Here is a 15,993-nt window from a genome sequence, read left to right as displayed (position 1 = left end):
ACGCCCGCCCGCCGCCCGTGCTACGCCTGCCCCGCCCGCCGCGCGCCGGTGCTCGGGCGGGTCCGCTCGCGATGCCCGATCGATCCTGCCCGAAGCTCCTCCGCGCCCTGCTCCCGCTCCTCGCCGCGACCGGCTGCGACGGCTGCCCGAGCTCCAAGCCCTACACCCCCTACACGCTCGGCTCGGCGGCGCCCTCCGGCTCCCCGCCCCCGCTGAGCGCCGTCGCCCCCGGCGCGCCGGACGCGGGCCCCGACGCCGACGCCGACGCTCCGGACGCCGCCGCGCCCCGGTTCGCGGCCGTGCCGAGCGTCCCGGCGCCCGAAGGCGGCAAGCGGTGGCCCCTCGACGGCGGCGCCGTGGCCGCCGCGCCGACCGGGCGCACCTTCGAGACCGGCCTCCTGCTCGACATCGACGGCGACGGCGCGCGCGATCTCGTCGCGTGGGCGCGGGCGCCCGACGGCCTGCGCGGCGAGCTCCTGCTCGCGCCCGCCGCGCGGCCGCAGGCGCCGCGCACGCTCGCCGCCCTCCCCGGCGATCTCGCCGCGCAGGGGTGCACCCCGCGCGTGGGCCTCAGCCAGATCGGCCCCGCGACGCTCGCCCTCGATTTCGCGCCGCAGTGCCCCGATCAGCAGCGCGCCGCCGGCGCGGGCGCCACGCGCTGGATCGCCGTGATCCGCCTCCCCGGCCCCGCCGCGGGCGCGGGCGCGGCGCCGGAGCTCGCCCTGGAGCTCCGCCTCCGCACGCCGCCGCCCGACGAGGCGCTCTCCGCCGCCCTCGAGGTCGCCGACCGCGACGCCGACGGCCGCGACGACCTCGTCGTCTCCGTCGGCCTCGCCGGCGCGCTGCGCCCGTTCCCGGCGCCGGCGGGCGCCGCCGCCGCCGGCCTCGGCGCCCCGCTGGTCTTCCTCGATCGCCCCGCGGGCCTGTCGCGCGACGCGGCCCAGCCCGGCGAGACGCTGCGCGCGCTCGCCGCCGCCCTGCTCCGCGACGCGCGCGGCAAGGCCACCGCGCCGGCCGTGGCCGCCTCCGCCCAGCGGCTGCGCCGGCTCCACGCCGCCCTCTGCGCCGACGCCGCGGGCGGCGGCGGCGCGGTCGCCGGCCGCGACGCCACGCGCGCCGGCGAGGCCCTCGTCTGGACGGGCGCGGGCCCGGTGCGGTGCGGAGAGCCGGGGCTCGCGGCGGCGATCGATCACGCCGAGGCGGTCGCGGCGTCGACGCGCGGGGCGCCGCTCGCGGCCGTCGCGGCGCTCGACCGCGGCGGCGCCGAGGCGCGCGGCAAGGACGAGGGCAAGCTGCTCGCGAAGCTCGCCCCGCCGGCCACCGCGACCGCCGTGTACCGCACCGCCGCGGCCCCCCAGCCGACCCGGCCCGGCGCCTTCGGCCCGCTCGCGTTCGAGGCGAGCGGCGCGCTGCTCGTCCGCACCGCGCAGGGCGTCGTCCGCGTCGACCCCGCGGCGGCGCCGGCGTCGACCGAGGCGGCGACGGACATCCCCCCCTGGCCCGCCGCCGTCCACGCCGGGCCCGCGGAGCTCGTCGCCGTCGAGCGGCGCTGCGACGCGCCCACGCTGCTCGCGCTCTTCCGCAGCTCGCCCGAGGCCGTCGGCGAGATGGAGGTCCCGCTCCCGCTGCTCCGCGGCCAGGGGCCCCGCGCCCGGCCGGGCGCGGCCGCGCCCGAGCGCTGCGCCGGGACCGAGCGGCTGCCGTTCTCTCCGCTCGCTGCGTCCGAGGGCGGCTTCGACATCGCCCTCGGCGCCGCGCTCGTCTCGATCGACCTGCGCGCCGCCGCGCCGACCGCGTCCGCGCTGTCGTTCCCGCTCGCCACGCCCGCCCCGCGGGGCGCGGCGCGGTCGCCGGACGGCGCGACGCTCGCGGTCCCCGCCGCCGGCGGGCTGCTCGTGGCGACCGCGGGCGGCGCCGCGCGCCTCTGGTCGGGTGGCGACCTCGCGCAGGCGACGGCGTGCGCGCCGGCCAACGGGGGGGCGCGCGTCGCGTGCGTCGTCGGCGCGGCGGCGGTGATCTTCGAGGCGAAGTGACCCCCGCGGCCGAGGCCCGGGGGTCACCCCCGCGGCCGAGGCCAGGGGGTCAACCGGGGCTCAGCCCTTGTTGACGCGCTCCAGGTACTTGCCGTCGGTCGTGTCGATCTTGATCCACTCGCCCTCCTTCACGAAGAGCGGGACGTTGACGGTCGCGCCGGTCGACACCGTGGCGGGCTTCGTGGCGCCGCTCGCCGTGTCGCCCTTCACGCCCGGCTCGCTGCTCACGATCTGGAGCACCACGTGCGGGGGCATGCTGACGCCGATCGGCTGCCCGTTGAACAGGGTCACGTCGATCGACATCCCGTCGCTCAGCCACTGGGAATCGTCGCCGATCTTCTCGCCGGGCACCGTGAGCTGCTCGCCGGTCGCCGGGTCCATGAACACGTAGTCCGTGCCCTCGGGATAAATGTACTGGAGGCTGCGCTCTTCCACGTCCGCGGGCTCCAGCTTCTCGCCGGATTTGTACGTGCGCTCGAGCACCGCGCCGGTCGCCATGTTCCGGATCTTGACGCGGGTGAAGGCCTGCCCCTTTCCCGGCTTGACGAACTGGAAGTCGATGACCGAGTAGGGCTGGCCGTCGACCATCATCTTGAGGCCTTTTCGGATGTCGCTTGTGTCCATGGGCAGAGCTTCCTGGTAGCGTAAGGGCGGCCTGTCGGCGAGGCCGGGGATCCGCGTCAGCGTCCCCCTTGCGCGGCCCGCGAGTCCGCGTTAGCGGCCTCCCGGGCGCGGTTCGGGGGCCCGCGTCGCGGCCCCCTTAGCACGAGCGCGGCCTCCTGCACAGGGCGCGGTTTCAGGACTTGAAAATGCACGACTTCGACGACGAGCTCCGGGAGATCAAGCGTGAGATCGTGGAATCCCGTGGGCTCATCATCAAGACGAACAACCTCACGAACGCCCTCGCCGCGGACCTGAAGAGCATCTCCAAGCGCCAGATGGCGTACGAGCGGCGCGCCTTCTGGAACAGCGCGAGCGCGAACCTCCTCTTCGTGATCGTGGTCATCGGCGTCGTCAAGCTCGCCTGGGACGCGCGCGTCGACGCCGTCCAGGCCGAGACGAAGGGCGCCCGGGACCGCATCGCGAAGCACGAGGCGGATCTCAAGGAGATGCAGCAGCGGAGCGACGCGCGGGCCAAAGCCGAGAGCGACGCCGCGGCGTTCTACGAGCTCATCCGTGCCGAGCGGCGGCAGGAGGTGATCGAGGGGTTCGAGGCGCTGCGCAAGGCGCCGCTCACCCGCGCCGAGCTCGCCTTCTTCACGGACTCGGTCGACAAGGCGCGCTCGGAGCTGTCGATCAAATCGTACCAGACGGGCCTCGATCACATGCGGACGGGCCGCTGGCACGAGGCCGCGGTCGCCTTCGAGGACGCGATCCGCCAGAAGGAGACGGCGTCGCACACCCCGTCGGCCCGCCTCAACCTGGCGCGCGCCTACCGCAGGCTGAACCGCCAGCGCGACGCGATCCCGCTGCTCATGACGCTCTCCGAGGCGTCGCCCGACCGCGAGGTCATGGACGACGCGACCTTCCTCCTCGCCGAGTGCCTCCTCGACATCCAGGCCTGGAACGACGCGAAGACGACGCTGCGGTCGTTCATCCGCCGCTTCCCGGACAGCGCCTACATCAACGACGCGCGCCTCGCGCTGGCCGACGTCTCGCTCCGGCACTGACGCGCGTCGGCGAGCGGCGCGCGCGGCGACGTGCTGCGCCGCGCGGCAACGCGCGGCGCAGCGTGGGCGGCGCGCCTCAGGACGGGGGGCGCACGTCGATCTTCCGCGGCTCGTCCTTGTCCTCGAACCAGCTGGATCGGAGCGAGCGGCGGAGGCCCGACGCGAACAGGCAGTCGCGGAACGCGTTCTGCTGGAAGGTCACCGCGCTGTGCGCGAGCGGGGCCTCGATGAAGATCGCGCGGCCGTCCACGAGCTGCTTGCGCGTGAGCTCGCCCGGGCGGCGCTCGTGGAGGCAGGCGACGCCCTTCGCCTCGAGGGCGCGCTCGAGCTCGAGGTTGAGCCGCCGCGGGTCGCCCGCGACGAAGTGGCTGATGAGCTTGTGCCGGTCCCGCCCCGACCTGTCCTTCCGCTCGAGCACCCAGTCGCGGAACGCGTCGACCTCCCCGTAGAGGGCGTCGAACAGGTACACCTCGCTCACCTCGCAGCCGCCGTGGCGGAGGCACGCGGCCGCGACGCGGTAGCCGCCCGAGTGCGCCGACAGGCAGAGCCTCCCGAGCTTCGCCTTGCGCGGGACGGCGCGGTCGCCGAGCGCCCGCCGCGCCGCGGGGCCCGCGAGCACCGCCGCGAGCTCGCCGCACAGCCGCCGGAGGCCGCCCTGCTGCCCCAGCTGGCCCGGGGGCGACTCGGCGGCGTTCACCGCGCCCTGCGGCACGACGAGCACCGCGTTCTGCTTGCTCTCGTGGAGCTGCTCGCGGAGCTTGTGCGCCGCGATGGCCCGCTCCGCGGTCGTGACGTGACCGTGGAAGTGGATCACCAGGTCGAGCTCGCCGCTCTCCGGCGCGCGGTAATGGTCCGGCACGAAGACCAGCACCGTCGCGTCCCGGTACGGGGCGCCGGCGCAGGGGAACGGCGCGTGCGACAGCTCGAGCTTCAGCGTCACGCCGATGTCCGAGTCGTCGACGCGCCTGACCTTCGAGGCGCCCCCGGCGAGCGCCGGCGCCGGCCGGAAGAGCCCCGGCGCGGCGACGGCGCCGCCCGCGGCGCCGAGCGCATGGAGAAAGGTCCGACGGCTGAGCGGGGGTGCTGCGAAGCGGGACATCCTGGCGACCTCGTCCGATGCCGCCTCCGCGCGTACCGCAGGCCCCCGATCCGGGCCAACAAACCGCCGCTCAGGCCTGGTTGCTGACCGCGGCGGAGCTGACTTGCGCGAGCAGGTCCTGGATGCGCCGGACGAGCTGCGCCGGCTCCTGCACCACGCCCTCGACGAGGAGGGCCTGGTCGAGGAGGAGCTCGGACCACTGCTTCACCCGCTCCGAGCCGGGCTCGCGCCCCGCGAGGATGTTGAGGTTCTTCACCACCGGGTGGCTCGGGTTGAGCTCCAGGATCCGCTTGGACTCCTCGGTGCTCTGGTCGATGAGCTTCATGATCCGCTCGAGGTTCGCCCCTGGGTCGCCCTCGGCCGCGACGAGGCAGCTCGCGCTGTCGGTGAGGCGGCGCGAGACGCGCACGTCCTTCACCCGGTCGCCGAGCGCCGCCTTGACCGCCGCCACGGCGGCGTCCACGGCCTCCTCGGGCTGGTCCTTCTTCTCCGGCTCGCTGCCGAGGTCGACGTCGCCGTGCGTCACGCTCTTGAGGCGGCGCTTGTCGAACTCGTTCAGCGCCTTCACCAGCCACTCGTCGACCGGATCCACGAGGAACAGCACGTCGTAGCCGCGCTTGCGGAACGCCTCGAGGTGCGGGCTCTGCTCCACCGCGCGGCGGCCGAGGCCGGTCACGTAATAGATCTCCTTCTGCTGCTCCGGCATCTTCTCCACGTAGTCGCGGAGCGAGATGAGCTTGCCCGCCTCCGTGTTCATCGACTCGAAGCGGCAGAGCTCGGCGATCGCGTCCTTGTTCTTCCAGTCGTTCGTGACCCCTTCCTTGACGACCCGGCCGAACTCCCTCCAGAAGGTCGCGTAGCGCTCGGGATCCGACTCGGAGAGGTCCTTCAGCGACTTGAGCACCTGCTTGACGATCTGCTGCTCGATCTGCGAGAGCGTGCGGTTCTCCTGGAGCATCTCGCGCGAGACGTTCAGCGACAGATCCTCGGAGTCGACGACGCCGCGCAGGAAGCGCAGGTACATCGGCGTGAGCTTGTCGCACTCCTCGACGATGAGGACCCGCTTCGCGTAGAGGCGCACCGCCCTGCGGTCCTTGTGGAACATGTCCGGCGGCGCCTTCTCGGGCACGTAGAGCAGGGCGTGGAACTGCACCGGCGCGTCGATCGACAGGTGCACCGTGAGCAGCGGCTTCTCCCCCTCGTAGCCGCCGGTCACGTGCCGGAAGAACTCCGCGTGCTGCTCCTCGGTGATCTGCGACTTCGGCAGCGTCCAGAGCGCGGCCGAGCGGTTCGCGACCTCGTCGTTCACCTTGATGGGGAAATGGACGAAATCGGAGTACTTGCGGATGATCTCCTTGATCCGCCACGCCTTCGTGTACTCGCGCGCGTCGTCCTTGAGGTGGAGGACGATCTTCGTGCCGGGGTGCTCGCGGTCGCCCGGCGCCACGGTGAAGGAGCCGGCGCCGGACGAGCGCCACAGGACGGGCTCGGCGCCGGGCAGCATCGAGCGGGTCTGCACGTCGACGCGCGAGGCGACCATGAACGCGGCGTAGAAGCCGACGCCGAACTGGCCGATGAGCTGGAGCTTGCCGCCGTCCTTCTGCTTCATCGCGGCCTCGGCGTTGGCCCTCAGGAACTCCAGCGACCCCGAGCGGGCGATGGTGCCGAGGTTCTGCACCACCTCGTCGCGGGTCATCCCGACGCCGTTGTCCTCGATGGTGAGGGTCCGGGCCGCGTCGTCGAGCGTGATGAGGATCGCGGGCTCGCCGACCTGCTCGGCGGCCCCTTCGCGCGTGAGGGCCAGGAAGCGGGCCTTGTCGAGGGCGTCCGACGCGTTCGAGATGAGCTCGCGCAGGAAGACCTCCTGGTTCGCGTAGAGCGAGTTGATGACCAGCGCGAGGACCTGCTGCACCTCGGCCTGGAAGGGGAGCTCGACCGCGCCGGCGGCCTTGGCCTCCTCGGACGCGGTCGACGCGGGCGGCTGGCCCGGCGCCGCGCCTGAAGGCTCGGCAGAGGGCGCGGCGCCGCTGGTTTCGGGGTTCTGGCTTTCCGTGTTCATCTCGGCGACCAAATGGATCCGATTTTCGAAAGGGCAATCCCCCGCCGCGCAGCAGAGCGACGCGCGGGCCGCGCCGCGGGGCGATCGCCGCGCTCGACGCGCCGCCCTCCCGCGGCGATGCGCGGCGCCAGGGTGGCTCACCCGCGGCGACGCGCGCTGCCAGGGTGGGGGCTCACGCGTTCACGGGTGCGTTCACGGGTCGACACCTGACCCGAGGTCGGACGCCGCGGGCCGGGTCCTCACGTTCAGGTCGCCGGGCCCGCGATCCCTGCATCCTCGCTCGGTTTTTCCGGAGGGTAAGGGTTTCGTCAGGAGGGCGGCGGCGCTAGATTCACCCGGGTTGCACCCTCGCCGTCGGGGAGATCCGTTGTGGTAGCACTTCTCCGTGCAGTAGTCCGTGTTCTCCCGGTAATCGGGGTGCTGGCGCTCGCGGGGTGCGGCGATCGGGGCAAGGCGGCGGGCAACGAGGACATGAAGCGTCCGCCCGCTCTGCTCCAGTTCGAGGGCTACGTCTACGTCCCGACCGACACGAGCGATTTCAAGATCCTCGAGCGCGTGCGGGCGCAGACGCGCTCGGTGTTCACCGGGCTGCGGCGGTCCCGGGTGATGGTGAGCCGGCGCGAGGTCCAGGGCGCGACCACGGACAGCTTCCTCAAGGAGGCCGTGACCGTCGTCGACGCCGCGGGGCAGCGCAACCTCGCGCTCCGCGTGCGCTACCGCTTCGTCGCCCGGCCGGAGGTCGCGAACGGCATCGACGATCGCAAGGAGCTCGCGCTCGCGGTCCTGCACCGGGAGGACGACGCCGTCGCGGAGCGCGTGCTCCGGGAGTGCACGGCCAACCCGGACGCGAGGAAGGGGGGCGCCAGCGCCGTCGGGCTCGACTTCGATCCGTCCCTCCCGGGCTGCAAGGCGGCGATCGACGCGGAGCAGGCGGCGATCGACGCCGCGCGCGCGAAGGTGCCCGAGCTCGCCGGGGTGCCCGCGTCGGTCAAGGACACCGTGGTCCCGGCCGAGGAGGTGCGGCGCGTGTACCTCCCGACCCGGGTGACGGTCGAGCTCCGCGCCCGCAGGCCCGGCGAGGTCGCGCCGCGCTACGCCCCGGTGGACCGCCCGGAGGATCCGGAGCAGGACGCGCGGGTCGCGACGGCGGAGCCTCGCGGCGGCGAGGGCTCGGAGGCGCTCGAGCCGGCGGCGGTGATCGTCGATCCGGATCTCGCGACGCGGCGGACGCCCGAGGAGCAGGCGCTGGCGGCCGAGGGCGCCCTGCTGCCGACGCTGCCCGGGGCGGTCGGCACGAGCGTCGAGATGGGCGGGAGGCGGCTGCCCGAGGTCGTCGCTCCCGCGACGGCGCAGGCGCAGCAGCGCAAGGTGGAGCCCACGAACGAGCGCTTCGAGATCCCGCTCGAGACGCTGGCCGATCCGAAGTTCATTGTCGTGTGGCTGAGCCTCCTGATGGCGTATCCGATCCTCCGGGGCGATCCGCGGAAGCGGCGCTGACGCGGCGCCGCCGGGCGTGGAAGCGGCGCTGCCGGGCGTGAAAGCGGCGCTGCCGCGCGTGGAAGCGGCGCTGCCGCGCGTGGAAGCGGCGCTGCCGGCCCGCGGTGAACGTGCCGGCGTCTTGCGATGCGCTCGCGCATCGACGAGCCTGCCGGGCCATGTTGCGGCCGTTGCGGCCGCGTTCCCTGAGAAGGAGGGGTGCATGGCGTCGAAATTGGTGACCGACAGGGACAAGTCCAGCCGCGCCGTGGCCGCGTCGGCCGAGACGCACGCCGACGAGATCGCGAAGGGGATGGCGGCGGAGCTCGCGCCCTGCCTGAGGTCCGGCGAGAAGATGCCCGACATGGCGTTGCTCGTGCGCCTCGTCGCGCGCCGGCTCGCCGCGGACACGGCCGCGCTCGTGGCGGCCGACGACGCGCACGAGCGCGAGCTCGCCGACGACGCCGCGCCCCGCGAGGCGCGCGACGAGGCGGCCGCCCGGCTGCGCTCGGTGCTCGTCGACGGGCGCGCCGCCGTCGACGCGGCGTTCGGGCCGGCGGGCCTGCGCAAGCTGCGGCTGGACGGGGCCGTTCCCGAGGACCCCTCCGTGCTCGTCACGACCGGCGAGCGGGTCGTGGGCGCCCTGCGGGACGCGGAGATCAAGCTTCCGAAGCCGAGGCGCGCGTCGATGAAGCTCGATCGCGCCGCGCTCGCCGACGAGATCGCGGCCGAGCTGCCGGCGCTGAAGAAGGCGCTCGCGAAGGTCGCGACCGAGGAGCGCGAGAAGGAGGCGACGCTGCGCGCGAAGCAGAATGCCATGCGCAAGAGCGACAAGAGCTTCGGCCAGGGCGCCGCGCTGCTCGCCGCGAGCTTCACGTTCGCCGGCCTCGAGGATCTCGCCGCCAGGGTGCGCCCGTCAGGCCGCAGGCCCGGCCGGACCGCGGCCGAGGAGGACGAAGCGCTGCCCCTTGAGGAGCCCGCCTCGCCCGAATCTCCGCTGCCGCTCGAAGGCGGCTGACCGCCGGCCGCGCCTGAGAGCGGCCCTCACGCCCGAAATCGCGCTGCCACGGCCGGGAAACGCGATGATCCCGCGGCGAGCCGCGGTCCGAGCCGTTCCCCTCGGCCGTCGCCGCGGGCGAAGCCCTTCCGAAGCGCTCGGCAGCTCCGGCGCGGCCGGACCTCGCCTTTCCGGCGGCTCCGGCGCCGTCTCGCCCTGGGCTCGTCGCCCGCGGAGCGGCTCCGGCGGCGTCTCGCCCTGCGCTCGTCGCCCGCGGAGCGGCTCCGGCGGCGTCTCGCCCTGCGCTCGTCGCCTGCGGAGCGGCTGCTGCGTCGAGCGCCACACCCGGTACGTCCCCTGCGCTCCAATGGTCGGTGGCCCTGGCGTCATCGAGGTCTCCCGTCGGACCCACCAGGACTGCTCCCGCGAGGCGACGGCCTTCCCGTCCAGCGATGGCCCGCGTGTCGAGCGGACGGAATGGCGCTCGGGTCGGGCGCCTCGGCCGAGCAATGTCCTACCGCCTTGGTGTGGGCGCTTGCTTCTGCCGGCGCGAGCAGGCGAGCGTGCGCGGCGAGAAAGATCGCGGGGTGGAGGCAATGAGGATGAAAAGGAACACGAGGCGGAAGGCGATCCTCGTGGCGGCCGTAGCTGCCCTGGCGCTCGGCGCGACGGCGTGCGGGTGCTTGTGGGAGCGCGAGGAACACGCGCCCGGCCGGTTCTGCGCGCAATCGAACACCAGCGTCGTCGAGCACTGCGTGGACGCGCGCGAGGGCCCGGGCAGGGCGTGGCGCGAGGCCGAGGAGGACGGGGAGCTGCCGATCCAGATGTGGGCGGTCGAGCCGAGCGGCGCGATGCTCGACGATCTCGCCGCGAACGCGGCGGCGCTCCGGGCCTGGTTCGATCAGATCGATCGGGCGGTGGCCTATGTGCGCGACGAGGAGAAGAACGCCGAGTCGCTCCGGGCGACCCTGCACGGCAGGCTCCTCGGGCTGCTCTTGAAGTCCAGGCAGCGCCAGGAGGCGATCTTGGAGGAGGAGCCGGTCCGCGCGGCCGACAACTTCCGGCAGGCGATGACCGACAAGGCGAGCGCCAAGGAGGAGCCGCTCGTGGCCGCGCTCGCGGCCGACAAGCAGGCGATGGCGGTCGCGCAGGCGAGCTTCGAGCAGGCCCGGAGCGACGCCGCGCCGCTGCAATCCCGGTACGCGGGCGTCGCGGCGCGGTTCGCCGCGTACCGCGCGACCGAGGCGGCGGAGACGGCGGCGTACGCGGCGCTCTCGGAGCAGGCGTCGCGGTCGGGCATCGACGGACTCGACGGCGCGGCGGAGGCGGTGCTCGCGGCGGCGCGCGAGGCGAGCCGGGCGCCCAACGAGCTCGCCGCGGAGATCATGACGCTGTCGGCGGAGCTCCAGGCGCTCGCGGTCTGGTTCGAGGAGGCGATCGCGCCGCACAAGGAGGTACTCGCGACCCGTGGCGCGGTCGTGCCGGACATGGCCTCGGGGGCGCTGCGCTCGCTGAGCGCCATGCTGGGCTACGCGCAGCGGCGCGTCGCCCGGAGCGACGCGACGGCGACGGCGCTGCTCGGCGGCATCGCGCTGCGCCGGCAGGCGCTCGGTGTGCTGGAGGGGGACGAAGGGGCGCGCGAGGCGATCGCGCGGTCGCGGATCGAGAGGGCGTCCGAGGTGTTCGGTGAGGGGGCGCGCGCGCGGGTGGCGGCGCTGTCGGCGGCGCCGCCGGTCAGCGAGAAGCTCGGGCTGCCGCTGCTCGCCGAGCGGTGCGGGGTGCTCGTGGCGCTCGTGCAGATGCGGCCGCTCTGCGAGGCGGCAGGGGCGTCGTGGCGCGAGGCCGGGTGCGCGGCGCTCCGCGGGCAGCTCGACGCTGCGGAGGCGGAGCTCAGGACCGGCCTGCCGCGGAAGATCGCAGCGGGCCTCGCGGCGCTGCGGGAGAAGGGGATGGCCGCGGCAGCGCTCGACGCGGTGCAGGCGAGGCTCGACGCGGGCGACGTGAAGGGCGCGGCGATCGCGTATGACGCCGCGGTGCGCGGCGCGGAGGGGACATGAGAGGCTCGAAGGACGTCGCGCGGCGCGGCTTCTGCGCCGCGGTGTTCCAGAAGCTCATCGCGCTCACGACGGTGCTGGCGATGCTGGCGCCGTCGCTGGCGTGGGCCGGCACGCGCACGCCGTACACCGTGCTGTGGAGCAGCCACCATGACGTCGAGTCGTGCGGGATCCCCGTGCTGACGACGGAGGGCAACGCCATGTTCGAGGTGAACCAGACGCCGCTGCCCACCTACGGGGTTCCGGGCGCGCTGCAGACCTACGACGACGGCTCGCGGAGCAACACGCTCGAGGCGGAGTTCGACTCGGTGCTGCTGCGCACGGGCAGAAACGAGTTTCACTTCGTGGTCCACACCGTGAACGGCAACGACTGGTGTACCCAGTCGCACGAGGTGGTGCACCTCGTGTCGGAGCCGCTCGGGCTCCACAAACCGCTCTTCAATCTCCGCCGCGATGGGACTGGCTTCGAAGGCAGCACTGAGGTCGACCTGAGCCTTTCGGAGATCAACCCGGACCTCGCGCGCGACATCGCGGAGCTGGAGGTCAGGGTCGCCCGGCTGATGGCGGAGCTCCTCCGCAACGCAGCGAGGGTCGCGGACCTCCGGGCGCGGATGGACCTCTTGCGGCAGCTCGACACGGAGCTGCACGACCTGGTGAGCCGGCCGCTGGACGAGATCTCGCGGACCGACCTCGACGCGATCCTCGACCGGTACAGGGACGTTGTCGACGCGGAGACGCGGGCGGCGATGGAGCAGCTCGTCGACGACCTGAAGAAGAGCGTCAGCGATCTGGAGAGCGAGCTCGCACGGCTGCTCGACGAGTTCGGCGCGCAGGCCGATGAGGTGGCGGACCTGGCGACGCAGGACGCGCGCGCCGAGGGGTGGAATCCGGACGACCCGTGGAACTACGCGCTCGGGGAGAGCGAGGTGCCGTGGGTGGAGGTGCCGGACATCGCGGAGGTGGACGAGGCGTTCGAGGAGGGGAGGGACCCGTACGCGGCGTACGCGGACGCAGTGATCGCGGCGCTGGAGGCGGACGTGAGCGGCGGGGTCGTGGTCGCGCGGGCGGACTTCGTGGCGAACGTGCGGGCGTGGCGAGACAACAGCGCGGCGCTGGAGATCGCGCTGCGCGACCGGATGGGGGTGTCGCTGGCGGAGACGAACGCGTTCCTGAAGGCGCAGAACCGGATCACGGCGTACGTGCGGCGGTTCATGGATGCGTCGGACTGGTTCGTGGACTCGCCGGTGCCGGCGGACCTGCGGGCGCAGGTGGACACGGTGCTGAAGCCGCGGTTCGACGCGCTCGCGGACCAGTTGAAAGACAGCCTCAACCTGTGGACCGGGGAGGCGCTCGATCTGGAGCAGACGCAGCTCTATCAGACGATCAGCGCGTTCGCGGGGGCGATGTCGACGGTCGGGGAAGGCGCCGAGGCGTACGCGGGGGTGATGCAGACGCTGGTGCACGCGACGACGCGCATCGGGGTGGGGTTCGTGCCGGTGGTGGGGCCGGCGCTCGACCTGTGCGAGGCGGTGACGGGCAAGGCGTTCTGCTTGCCGTCGGGGCAGGAGCTCAGTGACGAGGAGCGGATCTTCTCGGGGGTGGGGTTCGGGCTCGGGGCGGTCGGACCGATGTGGCGCGCGGTCGGCCGCGCCGGCGGGATGACGCCGGAAGCGATCCGGGTCGCCGAGGAGATCGCGCAGATGGGCGAGGAGCTTGCGACAGCTCTGCGCGCATCGCGGCGTACATCGTACAAGACGCTGCGCGGGGCGGTCACCACCAAGCTGATCGACCCCTTCGAGAGGAAGGCGGCCAAGCTCCTTCTGGACGATGGGCGGGCGCTGATCGGCGTTGGCGATGACGGAGTGCGCACGGTGCTGGGTATCCCGAGGAACGCTCCTGCCTACAGCGATGCCGCGAAGGCGCCCGATTTCGTGACGGTAACCAGATGGAATAAGCTCGCAGTGAGCGAGGCAAAAAGTGGGACGCACGTCCAGGAAGCGATCAAGCAGTTGACGAACGGCCTGAAGGCGCTGAAAGAGAAGGGACTCGCCGGCGACGTCGCAAGAGTCGAGATAATCATCAAGAAGGGCGTGGCCTTCGACGATCACAACAAGATCATCAAGAACGGATATTTATTCGACAAGGCCACAGGCCAGACCGTTCAGATTTCCGGAGAGGGCTTCAAGCATTTTGTCAGGATCATCGAGATATGAGCGAGCCAAGCGGTCAGCGGGTTTTGAGGGAATCAACCCCTTCATTCTTCGCGTGGTGTGACGAGTCGGACAGAATCGACGCATTTGCAGCGGCGCTGTCGGCTCTCATTCACCCGCGGCGGAGCTGCGGTAGCCTGTCGATATTCTCGACATGGCGCGATGAGATTCCTGTCGATGAAGTCGCTGCGACGCTGCATGCCCAGTTCGGCACGGAAGCGTACGCTTGGGCGTCTTTCGGCGTGACGCTACGCTCCGGACGTGCGCTGGGCTTCAGCAGCCACTGCTGCGGCGACGGGCAGCTCCGCCGCGGCGCCTCAGGTCCTCTCGGCATGTCGCCATTCGACAAGGAGGAACTGCTCCCGCTTCACCTGCCCGTCGGATTGCTCGCCAGCGCGAGATCGATCGAGGTTGAGGCGGCCATGGCGTCACTCGTTGTCCAGGAGGACGTGGAGGATCTCCTGCTCCGCCTATGTGCGCCGGGCGCGAGCAGACGCGTAACGACCGGAGGATGTACGAAGCTCGGGCACTGGGGCGCCCCGATCGAAATCGGCGCGACCTACCACGCGACGGCCACGGACGTCGTGCGTGATCTTGCTCTCTCGTGGGTGCACCTGCACGACGACGACAAGGTGGAACGCGCCGCAGGGTTGTCGATGGACGCGCTGCATGCGCGCGTCGACGCTGCTCCGCACGGGGCGCGCATCGCGATCAAAGGCGGCGCTGAGGTATCGCGGGAAGCGGTTCTGCAGGCCATTGATACTGCACCGGCAGTGCTTCTCGACGCGCTTGAGGCGTCGGCGCTCCCGGACGACGATTGGCGCGCCGTGGAGCCCTACGCCCGCGAGATCATGAAGATGATCGCAGAGGGCGCGCCCGTGCACGACGTGGACCTCACCACGCGCAAACACGTCCGGTTTCTCGAGCAACACGCCCCCTACCACGTCCGTCGTCTCCCGAGCGGCGGTGTAATGCTGGCGACCCACCCGTACCGCACGCTGTGGCCGCTCTGGGCCGACGCCCTCTTCTTGCTGGGCATCACGTCGTGACGCGGGGCGCCCGCCCACTCTCCCTTGCAGGTTCCGCACCTGGAAATGCTGGGCAACGCCCCCCTCCCTGAGCGCGCGGAGCGCGCGATTTGGGAGGGGCGGACCGCGCGCAGGCGCGGAGCGCCGAGCACGGGCCGGGGGTGGGCATCCGCTCTCGCAGAACGGCCGGGAGGTGGAGCCCGCAAACGAGCGCTTCGCGATCCCGTTCGAGACGCTGGCCGATCCGAAGTTCCTGTCGTGTGGCTGAGCCTCTTGATGGCGTATCCCATCCCCCGCGGCGATCCGCGGAAGCAGCGCCGCCGGACGACGCCGCTCACGCCCCGCGCGCGCCTGCGCTCCAGCGCTTGCGGGCGCGCGCGAGGCTGCCCGGCTCGGCGAAGCCGACGAGCAGCGCCGCCTCCTTGGCGCTCGCCCGCGGTCGATCAGGTCGACGGCGCGCGCGCGGCGCTCGCGGTCGACGAGATCGTGAAAGCTCGTGCCCTCGCGCTGCAGCCTTCGCTGCAGCGTGCGGGCGCTCATGTGGAGCCGCCGCGCCACGCTCTCGAGCCGCGGGGCGGCGACGTCGAGCTCGGCGCGCAGCATCGAGGCGATGCGGTCGGCGAGCGACGCGGAGGCGGGGAGCGCGGCGACGGCCGTGAGGGCGATCCGCTCGAGCGCGCGCACCAGGAGCTCCGGCGGCGCCGCGACCGGGCGCCCGGCCACCTCCGCCGGCAGGGCGAGCGCGCTCTCGGCGCAGCCGTACGCCGGCGCGACGCCGAGCGCCGCGCACAGCGCGTCATCGGGGCCGAGCCGGCCGTGCCGGAGCCGCGCGGCGTGGCCCTCCGCGGGCCTGCCGGTGAGCAGCCGCACCGCGTCGACGATCTCCACGAGCGCGCACTCGGCCAGCACCGCGCGCGCCAGGGCGCTCCGCCCGGGATGCTCGAAGCGAACGGCGAGCCCGCCGCGGAGCGCGCTCAGGGCGAAGCGCTCGCCGTCGCCCCACACGCGCTGGTAGGCGACGGCGCGGGCGAGCCCGTCGCGGAACGAGGGCCCCGCGAGCAGCAGGAGCGCGGCGACGCCGTACGTCTCCTCGTCCCGCACGCGCGCCAGCGCGGCCCCGAGGCCCGCCGCCCCGACGCGCGAGGCCGCGGCCTCGATGGCCCGGTCGAGCGCGGCGTACGGGACGCGGCAGGCAGGACGCCGGAGCTCGCCCTCGGTGGCGCCGAGCACGTCGAGGAGCGGCGCCGTGTCGAGCGCGCGGTCCGCGAAGAACCGCACGAGGCGCAGGGCCATGGCGCCCGAGATGCCGGCGCCGCCGCTACCGCGCGGCTTCATGGGGCGACCGGGATGGCGCGTTCATGGGGCGA

At 73.1% G+C, this 15,993-nt stretch carries 10 protein-coding genes; 6 read left to right on the top strand and 4 right to left on the bottom strand.

All coding sequences use genetic code 11. From position 1 onward, the window contains the following. Window positions 1–71 precede the first annotated feature (71 nt). A complete protein-coding gene (locus tag WME98_RS22905; protein ID WP_437953195.1) occupies window positions 72–2,033 on the top strand; it encodes a hypothetical protein in 1,962 nt (653 codons plus the stop codon). 60 nt (window positions 2,034–2,093) lie between these two features. Here the strand turns inward: WME98_RS22905 and efp are convergent, their stop codons facing one another. Then, the gene (efp, locus tag WME98_RS22900; RefSeq protein WP_020742258.1) at window positions 2,094–2,657 is read right to left on the bottom strand and encodes an elongation factor P; all 564 of its coding nucleotides are present in this window, start codon (window positions 2,655–2,657) and stop codon (window positions 2,094–2,096) included. Window positions 2,658–2,842: 185 nt separating this feature from the next. On the opposite strand from efp, the gene WME98_RS22895 reads away from it, so the two are divergent. Continuing rightward, window positions 2,843–3,703: a tetratricopeptide repeat protein gene (locus tag WME98_RS22895; protein WP_020742257.1), complete on the top strand. Its 861-nt coding sequence runs from the start codon at window positions 2,843–2,845 to the stop codon at window positions 3,701–3,703. A 76-nt stretch (window positions 3,704–3,779) separates the two neighbouring features. On the opposite strand, the gene WME98_RS22890 is transcribed toward WME98_RS22895, so the two are convergent. Continuing rightward, window positions 3,780–4,802, bottom strand: coding sequence for a hypothetical protein (locus tag WME98_RS22890; RefSeq protein ID WP_437953194.1), 1,023 nt, complete (start codon window positions 4,800–4,802; stop codon window positions 3,780–3,782). A 70-nt stretch (window positions 4,803–4,872) separates the two neighbouring features. Further along, complete coding sequence (gene htpG, locus WME98_RS22885; protein WP_437953193.1) at window positions 4,873–6,861, bottom strand: molecular chaperone HtpG; 1,989 nt, start codon at window positions 6,859–6,861, stop codon at window positions 4,873–4,875. A 471-nt stretch (window positions 6,862–7,332) separates the two neighbouring features. Here htpG and WME98_RS22880 point away from each other — a divergent pair, with 471 nt between their 5' ends. The 4 genes from WME98_RS22880 (at window position 7,333) to WME98_RS22865 (ending at window position 13,601) form a co-directional block, all read left to right on the top strand. Next, the gene (locus WME98_RS22880; protein ID WP_437953192.1) at window positions 7,333–8,358 is read left to right on the top strand and encodes a hypothetical protein; all 1,026 of its coding nucleotides are present in this window, start codon (window positions 7,333–7,335) and stop codon (window positions 8,356–8,358) included. 202 nt (window positions 8,359–8,560) lie between these two features. Next, window positions 8,561–9,355, top strand: coding sequence for a hypothetical protein (locus WME98_RS22875; protein WP_437953191.1), 795 nt, complete (start codon window positions 8,561–8,563; stop codon window positions 9,353–9,355). Window positions 9,356–9,936: 581 nt separating this feature from the next. Continuing rightward, on the top strand, window positions 9,937–11,391 hold the full coding sequence (locus tag WME98_RS22870) for a hypothetical protein (protein ID WP_437953190.1): 1,455 nt from the start codon (window positions 9,937–9,939) through the stop codon (window positions 11,389–11,391). Next, the gene (locus tag WME98_RS22865; RefSeq protein WP_437953189.1) at window positions 11,388–13,601 is read left to right on the top strand and encodes a hypothetical protein; all 2,214 of its coding nucleotides are present in this window, start codon (window positions 11,388–11,390) and stop codon (window positions 13,599–13,601) included. Before WME98_RS22870 ends, WME98_RS22865 begins: the two co-directional genes overlap by 4 nt. A 467-nt stretch (window positions 13,602–14,068) precedes the next feature. Here the strand turns inward: WME98_RS22865 and WME98_RS22860 are convergent, their stop codons facing one another. Further along, window positions 14,069–15,961, bottom strand: coding sequence for an AraC family transcriptional regulator ligand-binding domain-containing protein (locus tag WME98_RS22860; RefSeq protein ID WP_437953188.1), 1,893 nt, complete (start codon window positions 15,959–15,961; stop codon window positions 14,069–14,071). Window positions 15,962–15,993 lie beyond the last annotated feature (32 nt).

This window comes from Sorangium sp. So ce296 (assembly GCF_051529605.1).
Taxonomy (GTDB): Bacteria; Myxococcota_A; Polyangia; order Polyangiales; family Polyangiaceae; genus Sorangium; species Sorangium cellulosum_D.
Note: the sequence above shows the minus strand (reverse complement) of the source record. Positions and strands in the feature narration are given on the sequence as shown.

Excerpts from the sequence above, each read along its gene's own strand:
- WME98_RS22905 (WP_437953195.1), top strand. The coding sequence starts at position 72 with ATGCCCGATCGATCCTGCCCGAAGCTCCTCCGCGCCCTGCTCCCGCTC.
- WME98_RS22890 (WP_437953194.1), bottom strand. The coding sequence starts at position 4,802 with ATGTCCCGCTTCGCAGCACCCCCGCTCAGCCGTCGGACCTTTCTCCAT.
- WME98_RS22880 (WP_437953192.1), top strand. The coding sequence starts at position 7,333 with ATGAAGCGTCCGCCCGCTCTGCTCCAGTTCGAGGGCTACGTCTACGTC.
- WME98_RS22875 (WP_437953191.1), top strand. The coding sequence starts at position 8,561 with ATGGCGTCGAAATTGGTGACCGACAGGGACAAGTCCAGCCGCGCCGTG.
- efp (WP_020742258.1), bottom strand. The coding sequence starts at position 2,657 with ATGGACACAAGCGACATCCGAAAAGGCCTCAAGATGATGGTCGACGGC.
- WME98_RS22895 (WP_020742257.1), top strand. The coding sequence starts at position 2,843 with ATGCACGACTTCGACGACGAGCTCCGGGAGATCAAGCGTGAGATCGTG.
- WME98_RS22860 (WP_437953188.1), bottom strand. The coding sequence starts at position 15,961 with ATGAAGCCGCGCGGTAGCGGCGGCGCCGGCATCTCGGGCGCCATGGCC.
- WME98_RS22865 (WP_437953189.1), top strand. The coding sequence starts at position 11,388 with ATGAGAGGCTCGAAGGACGTCGCGCGGCGCGGCTTCTGCGCCGCGGTG.
- htpG (WP_437953193.1), bottom strand. The coding sequence starts at position 6,861 with ATGAACACGGAAAGCCAGAACCCCGAAACCAGCGGCGCCGCGCCCTCT.
- WME98_RS22870 (WP_437953190.1), top strand. The coding sequence starts at position 9,937 with ATGAAAAGGAACACGAGGCGGAAGGCGATCCTCGTGGCGGCCGTAGCT.